This is a genomic window from Blattabacterium punctulatus (assembly GCF_003226695.1).
Lineage (GTDB): Bacteria > Bacteroidota > Bacteroidia > Flavobacteriales > Blattabacteriaceae > Blattabacterium > Blattabacterium punctulatus.
On sequence record NZ_CP029808.1, the window covers coordinates 540,625 to 563,824 of the forward strand.

Here is a 23,200-nt window from a genome sequence, read left to right on the forward strand (position 1 = left end):
TTATATTGAATTTTTGAATATATTTTGAATACTTAATAATTGGTTCTTTACACTTAAATCCCATTCTTTATATCCTATTCGAAATAAAAATCCACCAATAAGAGATTTATCAATTTTATTAATAATGTGATATTTTTTATTTTTTGATTTTTCTGAAGAAATAATTTTATGTATTATCATTTTTTGAATATCTATACTTAAAGGAAAAAAAGAAGTAATAATGCATTTCAATAATCCTTTCTTTTCTTTATATATTTTTTGATATTCTAAAAAAATTTTTTTTATAAGATATTCTCTATTACGTATAATTAAAATTTTTATAAAATGAAAAATAAAAATATCAAAAGAATAGAAAATTTTCTCTAAAATTTTTATTTTTCTTTCTGAATTTAACAAAGAAGAATGAAAAAACTTATTTAACTCTACATTTTTAGATAATAGAAAAGATATTTTTTTTATTTTTTGATAAATAGAATCCATGTTATGGGTTTTCATAGAACTTTCAAAAAGTACCATAGCATAATGTTTAGTTATTCTTCTTTTCGAAAACATTTTAAAATGTTTATTAGTTTAATTTATTTAGCCATTCTTTTATAAATTTCTCTTGTTTTTCCATTTTTTGATTTTGATCCAATTCTTTTTTTAATATTTTTTCAGCAATTTTTATGGAAATATTTCCTATTTGATTTTTCAAATCATGAATAGCAGCTTTTTTTTCTATTTGTATAATTTTTTTTGTTTCTGTTAATATTTTTTTTTTCTCTAAAAAACCTTCTTCTATTGCTTTATATTTAATATTTTCTTTCATTTGAATAGCTTCTTTCAAAATCATATCTCTTTTTATACGAGTTTCTTTTAAAATTTTATTTTTTTTCTTTTCTATAAAATCCAATTCTTTTTTAATTTGATTAGCATTTTCTATAGAAATTCGAATTTTTTCTTCTCTTTGATCAATGAATTTTATTATTGGTTTCCAAGCATATTTAGAAAGAAATAATATCAATATTACAAATATTATTGTTTGCCAAATAATTAATCCAATAGAAGGAGTTATCAAATCCATTACAAAAATCTATTTAAACACAGCTAATAAAGCAGTTACTATTCCAAAAAGGGCAGCACCTTCAATAAGAGCTGATGCAATAATCATTGCATTTTGTATTTTTTCTGAAGCTTCAGGTTGTCTAGCAATAGAATCCATAGCTGAACTTCCAATTTTACCAATTCCTAAACTAGCTCCTATCACAGCAATTCCAGCTCCTAAAGCAGCTAAACCGGAATATGTTAAATCTATATCCATAATATAATGTTATTTCATTTTACATTCATAATTCTTTACGGTTGTTCCTATGAGCAAAGCAGATAAAGTTGTAAAAATAAAAGCTTGTAAAAAAGCAACCATAATTTCTAAAAGGGAGATAAAAAAACCAAAAATAATGGAAAAACTAGTAATTAAAAAACTTTTAAAAATAAAAATAAGACAAATAAAACTTAAAATGACAATATGTCCAGCAGTAATATTAGCAAATAAACGAATACATAAAGTTAATGGACGAATTAAAATCCCAATCAATTCTATTGGAGCTAATAATAATTTTATTCCTATTGGAACATTGGGCATCCATAAAATATGTTTCCAATAATTTTTATTAGCTCTCATATAGGTTATTATAAAAGTTATTATAGATAAAAATAACGTAATACTTATGTTTCCTGTAACATTTGGAAATCCTGGCAGCATCCCTATTAAATTGTTAATCAATATAAAAAAAAACATAGTCAATAAAAAAGGAAAATAAATTTTATATTTTTTTTCCCCAATATTGGGAATAACAATCTCATCACGAATAAATAGTATTAAAAATTCCAAAAAAATTCCTAAACTCCATTTTATTTGATAAGTTTCGTAACTTTTTCTCATTTTTATAAAAATGAAACATAATAAAATAAAGGAAATAAAAATAGATACTACATTTTTTGTAATAGAAAAATCTAATGGTTTATCATTTTTTGGATAACCTTTTGAATCCATATATAAATTTCCAATAGTATCGGTTTTATATATTTTTTCTTTAAACATTTTATAATTTCCATATTTTCCTTTTACTACTTTTCCATGAGAAAATTGAGAAGAAAAAAAAAATTCTAATCCATTATTCCATAAAAATATAGGTAAAGAAAAATTTTTATCCCCAATAATATTCCATTCATGGGAATCGCTGATATGTTCAATAATTGTCTTAGCTACATCAATATTTTTTTTTTCTTTTGCGAAAATATTCACATGAATAAAACCAAAAAAAATAAGGAATAATAAATAATATATTACTAATTTGTTTAACCCCATTCATTCAATAGACGAATAGAAAACAAATTTAGTTTTTTTTCTATAAAAAAAAACGAGAATTTATTAAAAAACAAATTCTGAATTAAAATCAATTTAAAAAATGAAAATATAGATTAAATTAAAAAATTTTATCATCATGTAATGAAATTCCTATATCATATAATTCATTTCGAATTTGATCTGAAAGAATCCAATTTTTCTTTTTTCTTTCTTCTGTTCTAATTTTTATTAATTTTTCAGTAATTATTTTTAATTTTTTAGAAGATTTTTCCAAAAAATTTTTTTCAACAATTTGAATACCAAGAATATCAAAAATAAAATAATTCATATATTTTTTCAATAAATGAATAGTTTCTATATCATTATCATTGATAAAAGTAGAATTAATGATATGAGATACTTTAAATAAATAAGAAATTAATAATGGAGTATTAAAATCATCATTGATTGCTTCATAACAGTTTTTTATCCATTTAGAAACATCAAATATAAAACTATTAGTTTTTTTTTTTTTAGAAGAAAAAAAATTTAATTTTTGGATTCCATTCATTAAACGATAATATCCTTTTTCTGCATCTATAAGTCCTTTATTAGAAAAATTTAAAATACTACGATAATGAGATTGTAAAATAAAAAATCGAATAATAGTTGGATGAAAAGTTTTTTTCCGACATTTGGAAATCAAATCTTTTAATTCTAAGTAATTCCCAGTTGATTTACTCATTTTTTTATCATTTAATGTTAACATATTTGTATGCATCCAATAATTTGCAAGTTTATTATTATTATAAACACCTATCGCCTGTGCTAATTCACATTCATGATGTGGAAATTTAAGATCAATACCTCCACCATGAATATCAAAAAATTCTCCTAAATATTTTGTGCTCATAGTAGTACATTCTATATGCCAACCTGGAAATCCTTTACCCCATGGAGAATTCCAATTCATAATATGATTTTTTTTTGCTCTCTTCCAAAGAGAAAAATCTTGAAAACAATTTTTTTCTTTTAAAAATTTTTTTTGTTTACTAAATAGTTTATCTATTCTATTATGACTTAATATTCCATAAGAATAAGATTTTCTATACTTTTTCATATTAAAATAAATAGATCCATTTTTTTCATACGCTAATTTTTTTTGAATCAATTTTTGAATTATATCAATTTGTTCTATAATATGACCAGTTGCAGTAGGTTCAATACTTGGAGGTAAAATATTGAAAAGATTTAAGGTAGAATGAAAAGAAATAGTATATTTTTGTACAATTTCCATAGGTTCAAGTCCTTCTATACGAGATTTTTTTAAAATTTTATCCTCTCCGTTATATTTTCCCTTTTCTAAATGTCCTATATCTTCTAAATGTCCTACATCCGTGATATTTCTTACATAACGAACTTTATAGCCTAAATGTTTTAAATAACGAAAAACTAAATCAAATACAATAAAAGTCCGACAGTTTCCTAAATGTAGATGATTATAAACTGTAGGACCACAAACATAAATTCCCACATATTCTTTATGAATAGGTTGAAATAATTCTTTTTTTCTAGTTAAAGAATTATATATTCGTATATGATTTCGTATATTTTTTTTTTCTTCTATTTTCATATATTTTTATATTCCTTCTTATAATAATATATTCTATGAAATTCCAATATAATGGAAAAATTCTTTTCGAATTTCCGAGTTTTTTTTAAATATTCCTAATAATTTGGTAGTAATAGTTTTGGTATTGATATCTTGAATTCCGCGAGAATTTACGCATAAATGTTTTGCTTCTATAATACAAGCAACATTTTTTGTATCTAATATTTTTTGTAAAGATTTTACGATTTGTATAGTTAAACGCTCTTGAACTTGTGGTCTTTTTGAATAGTAATTCACTATTCTATTAATTTTAGAAAGACCTATCACTTTCCCATTAGAAATATAACCAACGTGAGCTTTTCCAACAATAGGTAAAAAATGATGCTCGCATATAGAATATATTGTAATATTTTTTTCTATTAACATTTGGTTATACCTGTATTTATTTTCAAATGTAGATACTTTAGGGAAAGTCTTGGGATTAAGACCACTAAATATTTCTTTTATAAACATTTTTGCTACTCTTTTAGGGGTACTACGTAAACTATCATCATTCATATTCAATCCTAATATTTCCATAATATGAAAAAAATATTTTTCTATTTTAGAAATTTTTTCTTCGTCACTGATAAAAAAAGCATCGTTACGTAATGGAGTTTCATGATCTTCTAAAGAAGAAATAGTTTCCTTTATTTTTTTTTTAAAAAATTTTTTATGTTTCTCTTCCATCATTAATTAACTTAATCAATCCATGATAAACAAAGGTACAAAAAGGATTATGTCTTTTTTTTTAAAAAAAAACTATTCTAATTTTTATATTTTGCATATTTATTCAATTTTTTTTTAAGATCAAAAGGTATCCTACAAATAGGAATAGGAATTACTTTATGCATGTTTTTTTGATGTAAAGTTTGATATTTTTTAAGGATATTTTTTTCACTTTCCTTAAAAATATCATAATTGAAAAATTTTGTTTTTTTTTCTGTAATTTTCATTGCCCATTCCAATTCTTCATAAGTGGCTTTTAGTTGATCTTCATCAGATCTTTGATCTTCCCATAATCCATCCGTAGGTTTTGCTTTTTGTATACAATTAATAATTTTTAATTTTTTAGCTAAAAAACGTATTTCACTTTTTGTTAAATCTGCTATAGGATGGAGATCCACTCCACCATCTCCATATTTTGTAAAAAATCCAACCCCGAAATCTTCTATTTTATTTCCAGTTCCAACTACTAAATAATTATTTATATTAGCATAATAGTATAAAGTTATCATACGAATACGAGATTTTATATTTGCTAAAGCAAGTAAATTTTTTTTTTGAAAAGGATCGTTTACTGTATGAATAAAAGATAAATATAGAGAAGATAAATCTTTTTTTATATGATGGACATTTAAAAATTTAGATTTTAAAAAATTTGCATGTTTTTGAGATAATAAATTTTTATTTTTATCTAGTATTGGCATTTCTAATATTAAAGTTGGATACTTAGTCATAGCAACTAACAGCGATGTTACAGATGAATCTATCCCCCCGGATAGACCAATAATAAATCCATTGGATTTAGATTTTTTTATATATTTTATAAGCCAATATATAATATATTCAATTATTTTTTTTGCATTTATCATTTTAAATGATTTTTATATTTTTCATAAAAAAAATTTTAAAAAAAATGTCCTTAATTCTTAATTTAGAAACTTCTACAAAAAATTGTTCGGTAAGTATTTCAAAAAATGGAATATGTATTACATCTATAGAAGAATGCTCGGAAAAATATCTTCATTCAGAAAAATTACATACATTTATACAATATGCTATAAAAATTTCTAAAATTGATATAAATGATTTACAATCAATTTGTGTTAGCAAAGGTCCTGGTTCATATACTTCATTAAGAATAGGAATATCTGCCGCTAAAGGTTTGTGTTTTTCATTAGGTATTCCTTTATTATCGTTAGATTCATTAACAATTATGAGTCAAAAAATAGATATTAAAGATGGATTTTTAATACCTATGATACATGCAAAATCCGATTTTTTTTATACTTCCTTATTTAATAGATCTAAAAATAGGGTAGCTCCTATCTCTATAAAAAATCTCAATGATCAATATTTCAGATTTATCACAAAAAATCAAAAAGTATATTTTTTTGGTAATGTAAATTTTCAAGAAAAAAAAAAAAGTTTATTGACAGATTATTTTCATTGTTTTTCTCATATTTATCCCTCTGCAATAGATATGGCTTTTCTTTCTTATGTTAAATTTTGTAATAAAAAGTTCAATAAAATTGAAAAATTTATTCCATTTTATTTATAATAAATAAAATCTATTTTTTTTCATTTATATATATGTTTTTTTATTTATTCCAAAAAAAGTAAAAATATATATTTTTTTTGAATAGGATTATTAAAATTGAAAAAAAAAATAGTCCAATAAAAGTTTATTAAGCTAGAAAAATTTAAATTTTTATTCAAAAAAAAGATTATTATTCTCGTTTATTTTTTATAAAAAATATGAAGGATATTTAATTAAAAATATTCCTATTCATAAATTAAAAAATCAAGTATTTTTACTAAAAAAAATTATTCAGGTTATGCTTTCAGGAGTAATTGATATTGTTGTTCATTATTTAAAAAATTTACCAACTAAATTACCAGAATAATTAGTTTTTTCGGCTTATTTAAAATGGGTTTTTTTTTATTTATTAATAAATCGTAGTATATAACAAAGAGAATCCACATAGTTTTTTTGATATTCAAATATCCATACTATTATATAGCTACTGGAAGTCTTAGGATAGGTGATTTGTAAAAATTTTTATCCACATCATAATTTTGTAAATTTTTAAGATAAAATATAAATACAAAATTAAAAAAACTACGTGAAAATTATTGGAAAAAAGCTTTTTTTGAAAAAATAGGATTGGAACGTTGAGGAATATTACATAATTTATAGGGATTAAATTTTCAAGTATTGAATTGAATGATAAGTATAAACGAAACTATATTATCTAAAAAAATGTAGAGCGTTGATTTTTGAGTACTTTAGAATGTGTATGTGTAAAAATCCTATATATAGGGGATCATGTAATTATTTATTAAAAACAAAATTACTTATTTTACAGGAATATTGTTCAGTTTAAATAGTATGAATAAAATACAAAAAAAAAAAATAGGATCTCATAATAATTTTATCGTAATTGAATGTTCTAATAAAATATTAGAATAAGGTTGGATGTAAATTTTATTGAAAAAAAATCAAAGGGAAAAATATTTCATAATAAATCATGATCCAAATTAATTTCCGAAAATTATTACCGTTTTTAACTCCAATTATATTTTTATATATAATTATTTCTTTAGGATGGAAAACTTCTATAAATACTTTTATTAATGTAGGAATACTGATTGGAATGATGTTAATATTAAGTTTTTTTCATTTTTTTATCCTTTTTGAAAAAAAATTAGATAAAGGATATCAATCTATGATATTTTTATCTTTTTTCGTTTTTATTCCCTCTCTACTATTTTCTATGGGAAAAATTTTTTTTTCTAGTCACGAAACAATTACAGATGTAAGAGGGGTTTTATTAACGAGTTTAACTATATATATATTAATTCGTATTACCTATTTTATGCGAAAAATATACGTAAAAATTAATAATCCTATTTTTATTTTTATTACTAGTTTTGTGTTTTTATCTTTTTTAGGATCATTATTTCTAATGTTACCATCATCAACCGTTAAAAAAATATCATTTATAGATGCATTATTTACTTCTACTAGTGCTGTATGTGTTACTGGATTAGGTGTATTAGATACTTCTAAAGATTTTACCTATTTAGGAAAAGTTATTATTCTAATTTTGATAGAACTTGGAGGATTGGGAATTTTAACCGTAACTTCTTTTTTTAGTTATTTTTTTAGGGATGGTTTTTCTTTTAGAGAGGGGGTCTATATAAGCAATTTTTTGAATACAAAGACTACAAATAATGTTCTTTTTTTAGCTGTAAAAGTAGTTTTACTTACTTTAATAGTAGAAATGGTAGGGGCTTTATTAATCTATTTGTCTATTAAGAACGAAAGGAATATTATAGAATCTGATAGTCTTTTATTTTTTTCTATTTTTCATTCTATATCTGCTTTTTGTAATGGTGGTTTTTCTACTCTTAATAAAGGTCTTTATTCTGAATCTGTAAGATTTAATTATTTATTTCAATTTATTATTGCATGTTTATTAATATTGGGAGGAATAGGTTTTAATATTTTATTTAATTTTTTTACATATATATGGTTAACGTTAAAAAAATATTTTTACAAAATTTTTAAAGATGAATATTTTAGATGTCCTGTACATATTTTCACTTTAAATACAAAAATTGTTTTATTTACAACTTTTTTTTTACTTTTTTTTGGAACTATTTTTTATTATATAAGCGAATATCATTATTCACTTTCTGAACATTCTTCTATTTTTGGAAAGTGTATTATTTCATTTTTTTCTTCTGCTACATCTAGAACAGCTGGATTTCAAGTATTAAATATGGAAAAATGGACTTCCTTAACTATATTATTTACTATTTTTTTGATGTGGATTGGTGCATCTCCTGCTTCTACAGGTGGAGGGATTAAGACAAGTACTTTTGCATTAGCATTAATGAATATTATCTCTTTATCTATAGGAAAAGATAGATTAGAAATTCAAAGAAAAGAAATTTCTTCAAAATCTGTTAGACTTGCTTTTGCCATTATAATATTATCTCTCATTATCATATATATAAGTATTTTTATTATTCTTTTTTTAGATCCAAAAAAAGATATTTTATCCATTTCTTTTGAAGCTTTTTCGGCATTTTCAACAGTAGGATTATCTTTAGGAATTACTCCTAATTTATCCAATGGAAGTAAGTTAGTTTTAATTACTTTGATGTTATTAGGAAGAATAGGCGTTTTTAATATTATGATAGGATTATTAAAAAGAAATAGAATAAATTCTTCTTATTATTATCAATATCCTCAAGGAAATATTCTCATTAATTAAAAAAGTATGAAAATTATAATTATTGGGTTAGGAAATTTTGGAAGATCTTTAGCACTTAATTTAACAGATAACGGACATGAAGTTTTTGGAGTAGATCACAAAATGGAAAAAGTTGACTTATTAAAAGATCGTATAGCTAATGTAGTTTGTATGGATGCTAATAATGAATTAGCTTATAAAGTATTGCCTATACAACAAGCGAATTTGGGTATTGTTGCTATTGGAGAAAATGAAGGGGCATCAATAGTAACAACGGCTATATTAAAAAAATATAAAAATCTTAGAATAGTCAGTCGATCTTTATCAACAATACATGATACTATATTAGAGGCCATGGGAATCAATGATGTAATTCATCCAGAACAAGACGCCGCTTTTCGATTGACAAAACAAATATCTTTTAATTATGCTTTAGATTATTTTAGAGTAGATAATAAACATTCTATTGCAGAAGTTTTTTCTCCATATTCCTTTAGTGGAAAATCAGTTAAAAGTCTTAAACTAACACAAAAATATTCTGTTTCCTTAATTACTGTCATACGAGAAATTAAAAATTCTATTTCTTTCAATGAAAAATCTAAAAAAAAAGTGATAGGATTGGTTACTGGGGATACTATTTTACAAAAAGGAGATATATTGACTATTTTTGGATCTAATAAATCTATAATGAATTTTTTAAAAGATCAATTAACAAATACTGATTAAAATACTTATGATAAAATATGGAAATTATTCTTTTTTAAATAAAAAACCTATTTTCAATGATTCATTGATTTTTACTAGGTGTAATAATGGTATAAAGGTATTTTTATATAATTTTTAAAATTTTTTTTAGTTAAATATCTTTATTTTTTTACATATAAGGATATTTATATTTTTTACTTTCTTGAAAAAAAGGATTTCCAATGAAATTGAGATTTTTTCTATTTATATTGAAAAATAATATGTAAATAAAAATATTACCTATTAGTAATAAAGACCCTATTTCATGTAATCCAAATTGTGGATATAAATGTTTATTTAAAATTATTTCTGGAGCAATTAAATTGTATATATCTATATAATGGCCCACGAGTAATAAAGAAGAAACTATAAGTACTATTTTTGTATTAATTTTATTTTTACTACTCATCAAACCAAAAAAAGGAACAAAAAAATTTAGAATAATCATCCAAAAATGGATATTCCCATATAGTTCCTCTCTTTTCAAAAAGTGAATAACTTCTTCTGGAATATTTCCGTACCAATAAAGTAAAAATTGTGAAAACCAAAAATAGGTCCACAATAAACTACTAGAAAAAAGATATTTACTTAAATCATGCAAATGATTTTCATTAAATAATGGTAAACATCCAATTTTTTTTAGATAAATAGAAAGAATAGTAATAGATCCAATACCGGTAACCATATAAGAGCTTAAAATATACCAACTAAACAAAGTACTAAACCAGTGAGGATTCAAGGACATAATCCAATCCCATCCCATAAAAATAGATGTTATAGAAAAAAATATTATAAACATAATGGAAAAAAAATTTAATTTTTTGTAATCTTTCAAAGAACTTGTCAGATTCAAAATCTGAGATATTCTTTTTAATTTAAAATAAAAAAAATTCCAACCTATTATATAAATTAAACTTCTGATTAAGAAAAATGGTATATTTAAAAAAGCTTTTTTACTTGAAATAACTTTATCATACTTTAATGAAGTAGAATAAAATGGATTAATATCCATCCAATGAAAAATATGAATAATACCCATAATATTTAATAAAAAAAATATTAAAATAAAAAAACATCCATATGGAATAAAAGAAGCTAATTCTTCTATAAGAGGATGAATTATGATCGACCATCCTGATTTTGATACATATTGTATTCCTAAAAATAATAAAGATCCTAGAGAAATAGTAGTAAAATAAAAAATAGCTATATATAACCCTATCCAAGGTTGATTTTCTTTTTTTTCATCTTTTTTATGTGAAACATTTCTTAAGAAAAAATATTTTTTTTGATTAAAATTTATTCTATTTAAAACAGGAATTTTATCCCAAAAAATAAGAAAAAATCCTAATGTCATTAGAAAAAAAATAATTTTTTTAAATTTTTTAGAAAATTGATACATTGTATTTTATCTATTTATTTTTTAGATACATTACATATTCTGATAATTTCCATCTATCCCTTTCATTTAATTGAGAAGCATAAGAATTCATATTATTTTTCCCATAAGTAATAACATTATAAACACTTTCAATAGTCAGATCTCTATCTTTATAATTAGGAATACCGAATATTTTTTCATTTTTGACTAAAATTCCTTGTCCATCTCCACTATCTCCATGACATATAGAACAATTTATTTTATATAATTTTTCTCCATTTTTTACGTTATTTTTGGATTTATTCTTGTTTTTTATTTTGTAAGAAAGAAATTCATAAGAATTATTGGGAATAGTTCCTTTTACTGGTAAAAGAGAGGAAGTTTTTTCTTTAAAAAAAAGAGGAATTTTTATTTTTTTAACATTTATTTTATAATTAGGATATGGTTCTGAATAAGGTTCATAAGCATCCGAATAATACATATCCGGCATATATACTCTATTGGGTTTTGATTTATCAAACCAACAGGAATTTAATCCTACATTAAATAAAAAAAGTAAAATAATATAAAAATATTTATGATTCATCATTTTTTTATAATCAATTTTTAAACTATTCTTTTTACGTTTACTTCCATAGCTCCATTTTTTTTTAATAAATTCAATAATTTTTCAACATTATTTTTTGTATTAATTTCTATTAAAAACATATTATCAGTAGTTCTTGGATCTGGATTTTTGGGATAAGATCCTGGAAATAATTTACATTGGATAAGATAAGTAATACACATAAAATGTGCAGAAAAAAAAATTGAAAATTCAAATATTACAGGAATAAAAGAAGGTAGGTTTCTAACCCAAGAAAAAGAAGGTTTTCCTCCAATATTCTGGGGCCAATCATAAATCATGGTATACCAAGTAAGTATACTTGCTAAAAAAAATCCAAAAAATCCATATAAAAAGGATAAAAAGGATAAATTAGTTTTTTTTAATTCAAGTAATTTATCTAAATTATGAACTGGAAATGGAGTATATACTTCATATATAGTTATCTTTTTTTTTATAAGAATTTTTATACTATTGATCATTAAATGATCATTATCGTATAATGCATGAATATTAAATTCGGATTGATTCATTTTTATTTTTTTGTAATATTTTTTATACTTTTAGAAGATTTTAATATTGTTTTTAATTCTGACTGTGATATAACTGGGAATACACGTATATATAGTAAATAAAGAACAAAAAAGAAACCGATAGTTCCTATAAAAATTCCTACATCAACAAATGTAGGAATAAACCCTGTCCATGATGAAGGTAGATAATCATGACTAAGATTTAAAACAATGATATCAAATCTTTCAAACCACATTCCAATATTTATGATGATAGCTATTATATAAGACCAAAAAAAACTTCTACGTATTGATTTTATCCATAAAAATTGTGGAATTAAAACGTTACAAATGATTAAAATCCAAAAAGCCCACCAGAATGGTCCAGTTGCTGCTTTTACAGAAAAATAAATAAATTTTTCAAAGGGATTATTAGAATACCATGCTAAAATAAATTCAGATATATATGCTAATGTAACTATTCCACCTGTTAATAAAATAATCATATTCATATATTCAATATGATTTCTTGTAATATAATTTTCTAGAGATAGTACTTTTCTCGCTACACCTAATAAAGTTTGAACCATAGCAAAACCAGAAAATATAGCTCCTGCCACAAAATAAGGTGGAAAAATAGTACTATGCCATCCCTTAATTACAGAGGTAGAAAAATCAAAAGAAACAATGGTATGTACAGAAAAAACTAATGGAGTGCACAGACCTGCTAAAACTAAAGAAATTTCTTCAAATCTTTTCCAATCTTTGGATGTTCCTCCCCATCCAAAACTAAGAATACCATAGATTTTTTTTTTTAGAGGATCTTTTACTCTATCTCGTATCATGGCAAAATCAGGAATTAATCCCATAAACCAAAAAACAGTAGAAACGGAAAAATAAGTACTAATAGCAAATACATCCCATAAAAGTGGAGAGTTAAAATTAGGCCATAAACTTCCAAATTGATTAGGAATAGGTAATACCCAATGTGCATTCCATGGTCTTCCCATATGAATAATAGGAAATAATCCAGCTTGTATTACCGCAAATATTGTCATAGCTTCAGCTGATCTATTAATAGATAAACGCCATTTTTGACGAAATAATAATAAAACTGCGGAAATTAAAGTTCCTGCATGACCAATACCCACCCACCAAACAAAATTAGTTATATCCCAAGCCCAATTAATGGTTCTATTTAATCCCCATACTCCTATTCCTGTATTTAAAGTGTAAAAAATACATCCTAATCCCCAAAAAAAAGCTAAAATTGAAATAAAAAAAGAAATCCACCATAATGGTCCAGCTTTTCTTTCTATAGGGTTCAATATATCTTCAGTAATATTTTGAAATGTTTTATTTCCAATAATTAATGGTTTTCGTATAGAATTGGATTCATGATTAGTTAGCATAATTTTTTTTTCTATCTATTTCAAATTTTTAACTTTTAATTGATAAGATACATTTGGTCGGATTCCCAGAAAATCAAGAAGTTTATAATTTCTTTTATCTCGTATTTTTTTTAAAATTTGACTATTTTTTTCATTGATATCTCCAAAAACAATGGCATTTGTTGGACAAGAAATACTACAAGCAGTTTCAAATTCTTCATCTTTTATTTTTCTATTTTCTTTTTTTGCTACTCCTATAACATATTGGGTTCTTTGTATACATAAAGAACATTTTTCCATAACCCCTCTAGTTCGAACAACTACATCTGGATTGAGAACCATTTTCCCTAAACTATTATTCATATTATAATTAAATTTTTGATTATTAACATAGTTAAACCAATTAAATCGTCTTACTTTATAAGGACAATTATTGGCACAATAACGTGTTCCTACACAACGATTATAAATCATCATATTTTGACCTTGCATTCCATGAGAGGTAGCTCCAACTGGACAAACTGTTTCACAAGGTGCATATTCACAATGCTGACACATTATAGGTTGAAAAGAAACTTTTGGATTTTTAAAAAAATCCTGATCATTTTTTGATGAATTTATTTTTTTTGAATAATATCTATCAACCCTTAACCAATGCATATCTCTAGATTTTCTTATTTCTTCTTTCCCAACAACAGGAACGTTATTTTCCGTATGACATGCAATCACACAAGATCCACAACCAATACAAGCGTTTAAATCTATCGATAAATTAAAATGATGTCCATTTTTTACTTTTTTATTATTTTTATCTTCCCAAAGAGAAATTTTTTCTGGAGGTAACATTCCTTTATGAGTAAGAATTTTTTCTTCTTCATTCCAAATTTTTTTAGATTTTTTTAAAAAAGTTTCTAAATCTGTTTCTTTAATTAAATTTCTTCCTACTGTTGTATTTTGTACTTGAAAACAAGAAAATTTATGTATTTTATTTACTTTTTTTATCTGTATATTTTTTTGTATTAAACTAAAATTTTCATAGACTGTGTAGGCATTTTTTCCTTGGCATATTTTAGATAATTTTCCTATTTTTTGTCCGTATCCAAAAGATAATCCTATTGAACCTATACCTTGTCCCGGTTGGATATATACAGGAATATTTTTAATTAAAATTTTATGGTTTTTGATTAAATTCACACAATTTCCATTTATAGATCCACTTCCAGTATACCAATTTTTTAGTCCTATTTTTTTTGCATCATATGAGGATATAGTTAGATAGTTTTCCCAAGTAGTTCTTGTAATAGGATCTGGAAACTCTTGTATCCAAGGATTATCATGTTGATTCCCATCTCCTATGCTTATTTTTGTGTATAATCTAAGTTCTAAATTTTTTTCCCCTTTTTTTTCATTATTGATTAACTTTATTCCATATTCGTGGATTTTTTTTTGATAATCATATGTAAGTTTATTAGTTTTTATATTTTCTTTTTTTTCAACTACTCCATGAAATAAAGCTTCATTAAAAGAAGAAACATTAGATTGTGGAATTATTTTTTTTTCCCAAATTTTTTTTAAATATTCGTAATAATTTTTTTCTGGGATTTCTCCCCAAATTATCAAAGATTCTTGAAATTGTCTTGTATTAAACAGAGATTGAATAGTAGGTTGAATTAGAGTATAAAAACCAGTTAAAGGATGGGTATCCCCCCAACTTTCAAGCCAATGAGGAATAGGAGCTAATACATTCATAGTTTCATTAGTTTCATCTTTTTTCATAGAAAAAGAAATAGTAATTGGAATTTTTTTTAAAAATTTTTTTATTTTACTAGAAAATGGAAGACTATAAATTGGATTAGTATTATGAATTAAAATAGCTCCAATTTTTTCTTTTTCTAAATCTATTATGAATTTTTGTAATTTTTTATCATTACTTTCTTTTGATAAAATAAATTTATTCTTTTGTAAAGCATTACTTTGAATTTTTTTATTTATTAAAAAAGATAGAATATAAGATTCTAGATTTCCATCTGCAAAAATCACACTTTTTGATCCTTTTTCTAAAATTAAATCTGCTATTTTATTAATTTCCTCATCTTCATTTTCATTTATTTTTTTTTCCAAAAATATTTTTTGATAAATTTTAAATAATATTTTGTTAATTTCGGAAGGTTTTCTTGAAATTCTAATATCTGCATTTGCTCCAGATAAAGTCATATTACTTTCTATCTGAATATGTTTCAACATAGATCTTTTTGGAATTTTATTATTTACATAAGATTTTGCCATATTTTCTGGACTCCAATCTCCTAAAAAATCTGCATCGAAAGATACTATTAATTCCGTTTTTGATAAATCAAAAAGTGGAAAAGCACGAATTCCAAATATTTTTTCTGTAGCATCTAAAGCTACAGAATAAGAAATAGCATCATAAGTAATCCATTTAGTAGTAGGATATGTATTTTTAAAATCCTGAATTAATTTTTTTGTAGAATAACTTGGATAAGAAGAGGAAAGAATCACAATATCCTTTTTCATTTTGGATATTTTTTTTAAATGGTTTATTACATAATTATCGATTACATTCCAAGAACATTTATTTCCATTAATAAAAGGATTTTTTAACCTTTCTTCATCATAAAGAGATAATAAAGAAGATTGTATTCTAACTGATGTTGTATTGAAATATTTTGAAGTTAAATTAGGTTCTATTTTTATTGGACGTCCTTCTCTTGTTTTTACCAATACACTTCCAATATCAAAAGAATCCATCATCGTAGAGGCATAATAAGTTGGAATTCCAGGAGTTATAATATCTGGTTTTACAATGTATGGTATAGATTTTATAACTGGTCCTTTACATGCTGCTAAAGTTACTGAAGCAGTACTAAATCCTATCCATTTAAGAAAATCTCGTCTGGATGTTTTATTTTTTTTAACAAATACTTGAACTAAAGTATTTTTTTCAAAATGAGAAGTACCCACACTTTTTTTTTTATTATTTGATTCCATCATGAATAAATATTTTTTTTAATAGAAAATGAATTATAATATCAGTAGTAAGTTTTTTCAATAATGACATTTAGCACATTCTAGACCACCAATCATATCTACTGTTATTTTTTTTTCTTTTTTTTGTTTTATAAAATCGGGAAAATATTCTTTATAATATTGATTTTCAGTATCTATTTCTGTATTTTTATGACAAGAGATACACCATTCCATCGTAAAATTATTAGCCATTTCTACTTGATCCATATTTTGAACTTTTCCATGACATGCATTACATGATAAATCTACTTTTTTTGATTTTTTTATCATTTTTTCCCCGGTAATTATATGTTGAGAATGATCAAAATATACAAAATCAGGCATATTGTGTATACGTATCCATTGAATTGGATGAGTCTTTTTAGAATATTTTCTTACTTCTGGATCCCAACCTACTGAATGATATATTTTTTGTATTTCTTTATTGTATTCCTCTCTACTTTTTCCTTTTTCTATATAATCTCCTTTATATTCGTTGATAGTAATATGACAATTCATACAAATATTTGCCGAAGGGATACCAGAGACTTTGCTATATTTTGCGGAGTTATGACAATATTGACAATCAATTCCATTTATTCCAGAATGAATTTTATGAGAAAAGTAAATGGGTTGGTCGGGTTTATATCCTTTATTAACATCTATTTGCATTAAAAAAATCCATATTCCATATATTCCTAATATGAAAAAAAATCCTATAAATGAAGAAAGAAAATACCAATTTTTTTTTTTATCTCCTAAAAATTTATATAAAAATAAATAGGTTAATATCCAAAAATTTTTTTTATTTTTTTTTTCTGTAAAAAGAAAATCTTTACTTAGTAAATGAGTTAAAATATAAATTTTATATAGTATCCAAAGTAAAATTATAGAGAAAATAAAAAGACCAAAAAAAATGATTTTTATTAGAAATTGATTTTTTTCTAGTTCGATATTACTATAAAATTCTTGTTTATTTTCTTTTTTTTGTTTATTATCTTGTGTTTTTGATTTTTTAATAAAGTATAATATATCGTCTATTTGTTGTTCAGATAATTGATTAAATGAGTTCATTTCTACGTTCCCATATTCTTTATAAATAGAAATAGCATCTAGATCTCCACTATTCCTTAAGGATTTGTTGTCCACTATCCATTTATGTAGCCATTCTCTATTTCTTTTTTCCGTTACACCATATAAAGCTGGTCCTATCATTTTTTTTTCTAAATCTAAGGAATGACAGGATGTGCAATTTTGTTTAAAATTTTTTTTTCCATTTTCGAAATTCCCTTCTATATTTTTTGCTTCAATTAGAAATATAAAAGTAGAAAATGAAAAAAAAATAGAAAATAAAAAATTTTTCATAATTGATGAATAAATTCATAACATTTTTAATCAACAAAAATAGAATAAAAGAAAAAAATTCGTAAATTCCTTTTTTAAAAAAAAGAATAAATTCTTTATTGTTTATTCATAAACAGAACGTGAATAGATTTTATTTTTTAATATTACTAATCATAACAATAATAATGTTCAATTCTAATCATTTGAAAGCAAATCACGAAGCTACGAAAATTAGATTTTTTGAAGAAACACTGATAAATGGACTACATATAATATTCCACCAAGATAATACAAATCCATTGGTTTCTATTTCGGTTTTATATCATGTAGGAACTAAAAATGAATTCCCTGGAAAATCTGGATTTGCTCATTTTTTTGAACATCTTATGTTTGAGGGATCTAAAAATATTAAAAAAGGAGATTTTTTTAAATATATAGCTTCTAATGGTGGAAAAAATAATGCTTATACCAATCATGATGAAACTTGTTATTACGAGGTTCTACCCTCAGATCGTTTACCATTAGCTTTATGGTTGGAATCTGAAAGGATGCTTCATGCAAAAATAGATGAGGAAAGTATTAATATTCAAAGAGAAGTAGTAAAAGAAGAAAAAAAAATGCAAATCGAAAATCAACCATATGCTAAAGCTATTTCCGAAATTATACCTTCTTTATTATTTAAAAAACACCCATATAAATATCCTATTATTGGTTTTGAAAAAGATTTAAATACGGCAACAAAAAAAGATTACAAAAAATTTTATGAAACTTATTATGTTCCAAATAATGCTACGTTGGTGGTGACTGGAGATTTTGAAATGAATGAAGCAAGGAATCTTGTTCATAGATATTTTTCTTCTATTCCTAAAGGAAAAATAGATTTTAATATGAAAAAAATAGAAGAAGAACCCATTAAAAAAGAGATTTTTTTTACATATATAGATAAAAATACTAAAGTTCCCGGAGTTTTTTTATCATATAGATTTCCAAAAATGACTGATGAAGATACTTACGTATTAAAAATTATAGATCATGTTCTTTCTTCTGGAGAAAGTTCACGTATAATGAAAAATGTAATCAATAAAAAACAATTTGCTTCTTATGCTGGATCTTTTTTAGATTCTATGGAAGATTATGGTATTTTTATTATATACGGATTAATCAATCCAAAAATAACTTTAGATCAATTAACTAAAGTTATAGATGAGGAAATAGAAAATTTGAAAGAAAAAGGGATTACACAGTATGAATTAAATAAACAAAAAAATTTTTTTGAAAAAAAATTTCTTTTTGATAATTATTATATGAGTGGAATAGCATCAAATTTATCCCACTATTTTTTATATTATCAAAATACAAATTTAATTAATACAGATATAGAAAAATATCGTAAAATATCTGTAGAAGATATTAAAATTGTTGCTAATAAATATTTAAATAAAAATTGTAGAGTACGTTTATATAATGTTCCAATTAGTTAATTTTTTAAAAAACATTATTTTTATCATAATAATTAACCTTTTTTTTCAAACTAATATGTTTTCTCAAAAATTTGATCGAAATTTACCACCTAAATCTTTAAAAAAAAAGATATTCATTAATATTAAAAAACCAGTTTTTTTTAAAATGAAAAATGGATTAAAAGTTTTAATTGTGGAAAATCATAAACTTCCTTTAGTTAGAATTGGATTAGAATTAGATTATAAACCCTTCTTAGAAAAAGATAAAGCTGGTATCAAAAAAATTTTTGGAAAAATGCTTCGTTCTGGAACCAAAAATTATTCTAAAGAAAAATTAGATGAAGTTATTGATTATATAGGAACAACTTTATATACTTCTTTCTCAGGTATATCTATTTCTACTTTAAAAAAAAATTTGGAAAAATCAATTTCTATTATGAGTGATATTTTGTTGAATAGTAAGTTTGATAATTCTAAAGAATTAGAGAAAATAGTTAAACAAAAAATTATAGACATCAATCTATCAGAAAAAGATCCAAATGCTATTTTACAACGTGTACGAAATGTTTTATATTTTGGAAAAAATCATCCTTATGGAGAATATGAAACTTACGATACTATAAAAAATATCACTCTTAACGATTTAAAAAAATTGTATCATAAATATTATATTCCGAATATTTCCTATCTTTCTTTTATAGGAGATATTTATCCACAAGAAGCAAAAAAATTATGTGAACGTTATTTCCATAAATGGAAAAAAAGATCTTTTTTTCATGAAAAAAAAAATAGAGCTGAACTGATAAAATCTCCGGATCTAGAAATAGATTTAGTTGATATTCCAACTCTTACCCAATCTACAATTTGTTTTGGAGGTCCTATTTTTTTAAAAAAAAATGATCCTATATATTTTTCTTCCATTTTAGCAAATGGAATTCTAGGAGGAGGACCTCAAAGTCGTTTATTTTTAAATCTTAGAGAAAAAAAAGCTTATACATATGGTGCTTATTCTATTTTAAAATCGGATAAAAATATAGGTTATTTTTCCATTTATACTCAAGTAAGAAATGGAGTTACTGATAAGGCTATAGAAGATATTTTAAAAGAAATTATAGAAATAACAAAAAACAAAGTTTCCTTAGAAGAATTAAAAATTAAAAAAGAAGAAATATGTGGTCAATTTATCATGGATTTAGAAGATCCTAATAGAATTAGTGATCTTTTTATTAGTGAATTAAAAAATAATCTTCCAAGTAATTTTTACAAAAATTATTTGAAAAATATACAGTCTGTAACTATATATAATATACATTCTTCATGTAAAAAATTTTTTTCTGTAAAAAATGGAAGAATTTTAATTATTGGAAAAGTTAATGATATTTTACCTAATCTTAAAAAATTTGGTTATCCTATTCGTTTTTTTGATAAATTTGGAAAAATATTAAAATGAATGAAATCATGAATGAAGATACCTCTTTAGAAGATCGTATTATTTCTGTATTAAAAAAAATATATGACCCAGAAATACCAGTAGATATTTATGAACTTGGTCTTATTTATGATATTCAAATTTCTAGAAAAAAAGAAGTGAAAATTTTGATGACTCTCACAACGTCTAATTGTCCAGTAGCCGATATTTTACCTATAGAAGTAAAAGAAAAAATTCAATCTATTAAAGAAATTAATAATGTAAATGTAGTTTTGACATTTGACCCACCTTGGGATAGAGGATTTATGAGTGAAGAAGCTCGTTTAGAACTTGGAATGTTATAAATTTTAATATTAAGATAAATATGAGCCTTTTTAGTTTACTATTTTATGGATTATTAATTCTTTTGATTTTATCTTTTTTTTCTAGTTTTATTTTTATAGTTCATCAGGAAACTGCATCTGTTATTGAAAGACTTGGAAAATTTCATAATATCCGTCAGGCTGGACTTCATTTTAAAATTCCTATTATAGATAATGTAGTTGGAAAACTTACGTTAAAAATTCAACAATTAGATATTTTGGTGGATACAAAAACTAAAGATAATGTTTTTGTGAAAGTAAAAATTTCTGTACAATTTAAAGTTATCGAAAATAAAGTATATGAAGCTTTTTATAAATTAGATAATTCTAATACACAAATTACATCCTATATTTTTGATGTAGTAAGAGCAGAGGTTCCAAAAATGCGTTTAGATGATGTTTTTGAACGAAAAGATTATATTGCTATTGCTGTAAAAAGAGAATTAGAAGAATCTATGTTAGATTATGGATATTCTATTATTAAAGCATTAGTTACAGATTTAGATCCTGATGATCAGGTAAAACAAGCCATGAATCGTATTAATACTGCTGAGAGAGAAAAAGTTGCTGCGGAATATAAAGCCGAATCTGAAAGAATACAAATTGTAGCTAAAGCTAAAGCGGAAGCTGAAAGTAAAAAATTACAGGGAAAAGGAACCGCGGATCAACGTAGAGAAATTGCCAGAGGGATTTTAGAATCTGTTGAAGTGTTAAATAATGTTGGAATTAATTCACAAGAAGCGTCTGCTTTAATTGTAGTAACGCAACATTATGATACCCTTCAATCTATGGGAGAAAGTTCAAATACAAATTTAATTTTATTACCTAATTCACCGGGAGCAGCTAATGATATGTTGAATAATATGATAACTTCATTCAATATATCTAATCAAATTGGAGAATCTATAAAAAAGAAAAATGAGAGTAAAAATAGTAAAAAAAATAAATGATAAAATTATAAAATTCCATGGAAATAATAGGAATAGTAAAAAAAATATTTGATATTCAAAAATTTGATAGTGGATTTCAAAAAAGGGAAATGGTGATCACTACAGAAGAGCCATATCCTCAAAACATATTACTGGAATTTATTCAAGATAAAGTGGAATTATTGAATTCTATAAGACCAAAAGATAAAATAAAAGTTTTTATTAATATTCGTGGAAGAGAATGGACTAACCCAGAAGGAATTATAAAATATTTTAATTCTATACAAGGATGGAAAATTGAGGAAATCCAACAGTCTTTAGGATCTTCAAAAAAAACATCTACTATATCTCCATCTTTATCTTCTGATGATTTTGATGATTTACCTTTTTAATTTTATCTTATTCTTATAAAAGATGATTATTGACCAATTTCTGATAAATAATATCTTTTTTAGGATTCCATTTTCTGGATGGAGAATATTTTTTTCCATAAAAAATAATTTGAAGATGTAATTTTTTCCATTTTTTTTTTAAAAATATCCGTTTAGCATCTTTTTCCGTTTGTTTTACATTTTTTCCGTTACTTAATTTCCATCTGAACATCATTCTATGAATATGGGTATCTACAGGAAAAACCGGTATTTTTGATCTATGAAATAAGAAAACAGAAGCACTTTTATGACCAATTCCAGGTAAAGATTCTAATTCTAAAATATTATTTGGAATAATTCCATGATATTTATTTATTAAAATATTCGATAAATTATAAATATTACTAGATTTTTTATTATAAAGTCCAATATTTTTTATTGAATTTTTAATCTCATTTATAGTAAGTTGAATAATGTCTTGAGGATTTTTAATTTTTTTAAAAAAATGTTTTGTCAATTCGTTAACTTTTTCTTCCTTACTCCTGGAAGTTAAAAGTATAGCTAAAAGTAAAGTAAATTCATTAATATAATATAATGAACTGATTGGATTAGGATAAATAAAATCTAAGGTATCTATGATAATTTTTATTTTTTTTTTATTTTTAATACTGAATTAAGTTA

At 23.6% G+C, this 23,200-nt stretch carries 23 protein-coding genes; 9 read left to right on the forward strand and 14 right to left on the reverse strand.

What is annotated here, in order from left to right; translation table 11 throughout:
• The 7 genes from atpH to nadE all read right to left on the reverse strand — a co-directional run bounded on the left by atpH (position 1) and on the right by nadE (position 5,572).
• Positions 1–552 (reverse strand): ATP synthase F1 subunit delta, encoded by a 552-nt coding sequence (atpH, locus tag DM780_RS02670; RefSeq protein WP_110548881.1) that lies wholly within the window; start codon positions 550–552, stop codon positions 1–3.
• A 13-nt stretch (positions 553–565) separates the two neighbouring features.
• Complete coding sequence (atpF, locus tag DM780_RS02675; RefSeq protein ID WP_110548882.1) at positions 566–1,063, reverse strand: F0F1 ATP synthase subunit B; 498 nt, start codon at positions 1,061–1,063, stop codon at positions 566–568.
• A gap of 9 nt (positions 1,064–1,072) precedes the next feature.
• A complete protein-coding gene (gene atpE, locus DM780_RS02680; RefSeq protein WP_014246453.1) occupies positions 1,073–1,300 on the reverse strand; it encodes an ATP synthase F0 subunit C in 228 nt (75 codons plus the stop codon).
• Between the two features lie 9 nt (positions 1,301–1,309).
• Complete coding sequence (gene atpB, locus DM780_RS02685; RefSeq protein WP_110548883.1) at positions 1,310–2,347, reverse strand: F0F1 ATP synthase subunit A; 1,038 nt, start codon at positions 2,345–2,347, stop codon at positions 1,310–1,312.
• Positions 2,348–2,465: 118 nt separating this feature from the next.
• Entirely contained in the window at positions 2,466–3,959 is a 1,494-nt protein-coding gene (gene cysS, locus DM780_RS02690; RefSeq protein ID WP_110548884.1) for a cysteine--tRNA ligase, read from the reverse strand.
• Positions 3,960–3,992: 33 nt separating this feature from the next.
• A complete protein-coding gene (folE, locus tag DM780_RS02695; RefSeq protein ID WP_110548885.1) occupies positions 3,993–4,670 on the reverse strand; it encodes a GTP cyclohydrolase I FolE in 678 nt (225 codons plus the stop codon).
• A gap of 74 nt (positions 4,671–4,744) precedes the next feature.
• A complete protein-coding gene (gene nadE / locus DM780_RS02700) occupies positions 4,745–5,572 on the reverse strand; it encodes an NAD(+) synthase (protein WP_110548886.1) in 828 nt (275 codons plus the stop codon).
• Positions 5,573–5,616: 44 nt separating this feature from the next.
• Here nadE and tsaB point away from each other — a divergent pair, with 44 nt between their 5' ends.
• The 4 genes from tsaB to DM780_RS02720 all read left to right on the forward strand — a co-directional run bounded on the left by tsaB (position 5,617) and on the right by DM780_RS02720 (position 9,691).
• The gene (gene tsaB, locus DM780_RS02705; protein WP_110548986.1) at positions 5,617–6,261 is read left to right on the forward strand and encodes a tRNA (adenosine(37)-N6)-threonylcarbamoyltransferase complex dimerization subunit type 1 TsaB; all 645 of its coding nucleotides are present in this window, start codon (positions 5,617–5,619) and stop codon (positions 6,259–6,261) included.
• A 181-nt stretch (positions 6,262–6,442) separates the two neighbouring features.
• Complete coding sequence (locus DM780_RS03090; protein WP_110548987.1) at positions 6,443–6,607, forward strand: hypothetical protein; 165 nt, start codon at positions 6,443–6,445, stop codon at positions 6,605–6,607.
• Positions 6,608–7,231: 624 nt separating this feature from the next.
• Positions 7,232–8,986, forward strand: coding sequence for a TrkH family potassium uptake protein (locus DM780_RS02715; protein WP_110548887.1), 1,755 nt, complete (start codon positions 7,232–7,234; stop codon positions 8,984–8,986).
• Between the two features lie 6 nt (positions 8,987–8,992).
• Positions 8,993–9,691, forward strand: coding sequence for a potassium channel family protein (locus DM780_RS02720; RefSeq protein ID WP_110548888.1), 699 nt, complete (start codon positions 8,993–8,995; stop codon positions 9,689–9,691).
• Positions 9,692–9,839: 148 nt separating this feature from the next.
• On the opposite strand, the gene DM780_RS02725 is transcribed toward DM780_RS02720, so the two are convergent.
• Genes DM780_RS02725 through DM780_RS02750 form a run of 6 tightly spaced genes read right to left on the reverse strand, consistent with a single transcriptional unit; the run spans position 9,840 to position 17,989 of the window.
• Positions 9,840–11,111: a hypothetical protein gene (locus DM780_RS02725; RefSeq protein WP_110548889.1), complete on the reverse strand. Its 1,272-nt coding sequence runs from the start codon at positions 11,109–11,111 to the stop codon at positions 9,840–9,842.
• A gap of 10 nt (positions 11,112–11,121) precedes the next feature.
• Positions 11,122–11,676, reverse strand: a complete 555-nt coding sequence (locus DM780_RS02730) for a c-type cytochrome (protein WP_110548890.1) — start codon at positions 11,674–11,676, stop codon at positions 11,122–11,124.
• Positions 11,677–11,696: 20 nt separating this feature from the next.
• Positions 11,697–12,227: a DUF3341 domain-containing protein gene (locus DM780_RS02735; RefSeq protein ID WP_110548891.1), complete on the reverse strand. Its 531-nt coding sequence runs from the start codon at positions 12,225–12,227 to the stop codon at positions 11,697–11,699.
• Between the two features lie 2 nt (positions 12,228–12,229).
• Entirely contained in the window at positions 12,230–13,618 is a 1,389-nt protein-coding gene (gene nrfD, locus DM780_RS02740; protein WP_110548892.1) for an NrfD/PsrC family molybdoenzyme membrane anchor subunit, read from the reverse strand.
• A gap of 15 nt (positions 13,619–13,633) precedes the next feature.
• A complete protein-coding gene (locus DM780_RS02745) occupies positions 13,634–16,609 on the reverse strand; it encodes a 4Fe-4S dicluster domain-containing protein (protein WP_110548893.1) in 2,976 nt (991 codons plus the stop codon).
• Positions 16,610–16,663: 54 nt separating this feature from the next.
• On the reverse strand, positions 16,664–17,989 hold the full coding sequence (locus tag DM780_RS02750) for a c-type cytochrome (RefSeq protein WP_110548894.1): 1,326 nt from the start codon (positions 17,987–17,989) through the stop codon (positions 16,664–16,666).
• 164 nt (positions 17,990–18,153) lie between these two features.
• Here DM780_RS02750 and DM780_RS02755 point away from each other — a divergent pair, with 164 nt between their 5' ends.
• Genes DM780_RS02755 through DM780_RS02775 form a run of 5 tightly spaced genes read left to right on the forward strand, consistent with a single transcriptional unit; the run spans position 18,154 to position 22,540 of the window.
• Entirely contained in the window at positions 18,154–19,449 is a 1,296-nt protein-coding gene (locus DM780_RS02755) for a M16 family metallopeptidase (RefSeq protein WP_110548895.1), read from the forward strand.
• A gap of 55 nt (positions 19,450–19,504) precedes the next feature.
• Positions 19,505–20,878: a M16 family metallopeptidase gene (locus tag DM780_RS02760; protein WP_235611981.1), complete on the forward strand. Its 1,374-nt coding sequence runs from the start codon at positions 19,505–19,507 to the stop codon at positions 20,876–20,878.
• Between the two features lie 8 nt (positions 20,879–20,886).
• A complete protein-coding gene (locus tag DM780_RS02765) occupies positions 20,887–21,201 on the forward strand; it encodes an iron-sulfur cluster assembly protein (RefSeq protein ID WP_110548988.1) in 315 nt (104 codons plus the stop codon).
• Positions 21,202–21,221: 20 nt separating this feature from the next.
• On the forward strand, positions 21,222–22,169 hold the full coding sequence (locus DM780_RS02770) for an SPFH domain-containing protein (protein WP_110548897.1): 948 nt from the start codon (positions 21,222–21,224) through the stop codon (positions 22,167–22,169).
• Positions 22,170–22,186: 17 nt separating this feature from the next.
• Complete coding sequence (locus DM780_RS02775; protein ID WP_110548898.1) at positions 22,187–22,540, forward strand: DUF3127 domain-containing protein; 354 nt, start codon at positions 22,187–22,189, stop codon at positions 22,538–22,540.
• Between the two features lie 13 nt (positions 22,541–22,553).
• Here the strand turns inward: DM780_RS02775 and DM780_RS02780 are convergent, their stop codons facing one another.
• Positions 22,554–23,186, reverse strand: a complete 633-nt coding sequence (locus DM780_RS02780; RefSeq protein WP_172540215.1) for an endonuclease III domain-containing protein — start codon at positions 23,184–23,186, stop codon at positions 22,554–22,556.
• Positions 23,187–23,200: the final 14 nt, after the last annotated feature.

Bases quoted from the DNA above. Each gene is read 5' to 3' on its own strand.
- atpH (WP_110548881.1), bottom strand. From the start codon at position 552: ATGTTTTCGAAAAGAAGAATAACTAAACATTATGCTATGGTACTTTTT.
- atpF (WP_110548882.1), bottom strand. From the start codon at position 1,063: ATGGATTTGATAACTCCTTCTATTGGATTAATTATTTGGCAAACAATA.
- atpE (WP_014246453.1), bottom strand. From the start codon at position 1,300: ATGGATATAGATTTAACATATTCCGGTTTAGCTGCTTTAGGAGCTGGA.
- atpB (WP_110548883.1), bottom strand. From the start codon at position 2,347: ATGGGGTTAAACAAATTAGTAATATATTATTTATTATTCCTTATTTTT.
- cysS (WP_110548884.1), bottom strand. From the start codon at position 3,959: ATGAAAATAGAAGAAAAAAAAAATATACGAAATCATATACGAATATAT.
- folE (WP_110548885.1), bottom strand. From the start codon at position 4,670: ATGATGGAAGAGAAACATAAAAAATTTTTTAAAAAAAAAATAAAGGAA.
- nadE (WP_110548886.1), bottom strand. From the start codon at position 5,572: ATGATAAATGCAAAAAAAATAATTGAATATATTATATATTGGCTTATA.
- tsaB (WP_110548986.1), top strand. From the start codon at position 5,617: ATGTCCTTAATTCTTAATTTAGAAACTTCTACAAAAAATTGTTCGGTA.
- DM780_RS02715 (WP_110548887.1), top strand. From the start codon at position 7,232: ATGATCCAAATTAATTTCCGAAAATTATTACCGTTTTTAACTCCAATT.
- DM780_RS02720 (WP_110548888.1), top strand. From the start codon at position 8,993: ATGAAAATTATAATTATTGGGTTAGGAAATTTTGGAAGATCTTTAGCA.
- DM780_RS02725 (WP_110548889.1), bottom strand. From the start codon at position 11,111: ATGTATCAATTTTCTAAAAAATTTAAAAAAATTATTTTTTTTCTAATG.
- DM780_RS02730 (WP_110548890.1), bottom strand. From the start codon at position 11,676: ATGAATCATAAATATTTTTATATTATTTTACTTTTTTTATTTAATGTA.
- DM780_RS02735 (WP_110548891.1), bottom strand. From the start codon at position 12,227: ATGAATCAATCCGAATTTAATATTCATGCATTATACGATAATGATCAT.
- nrfD (WP_110548892.1), bottom strand. From the start codon at position 13,618: ATGCTAACTAATCATGAATCCAATTCTATACGAAAACCATTAATTATT.
- DM780_RS02745 (WP_110548893.1), bottom strand. From the start codon at position 16,609: ATGATGGAATCAAATAATAAAAAAAAAAGTGTGGGTACTTCTCATTTT.
- DM780_RS02750 (WP_110548894.1), bottom strand. From the start codon at position 17,989: ATGAAAAATTTTTTATTTTCTATTTTTTTTTCATTTTCTACTTTTATA.
- DM780_RS02755 (WP_110548895.1), top strand. From the start codon at position 18,154: ATGTTCAATTCTAATCATTTGAAAGCAAATCACGAAGCTACGAAAATT.
- DM780_RS02760 (WP_235611981.1), top strand. From the start codon at position 19,505: ATGTTTTCTCAAAAATTTGATCGAAATTTACCACCTAAATCTTTAAAA.
- DM780_RS02765 (WP_110548988.1), top strand. From the start codon at position 20,887: ATGAATGAAGATACCTCTTTAGAAGATCGTATTATTTCTGTATTAAAA.
- DM780_RS02770 (WP_110548897.1), top strand. From the start codon at position 21,222: ATGAGCCTTTTTAGTTTACTATTTTATGGATTATTAATTCTTTTGATT.
- DM780_RS02775 (WP_110548898.1), top strand. From the start codon at position 22,187: ATGGAAATAATAGGAATAGTAAAAAAAATATTTGATATTCAAAAATTT.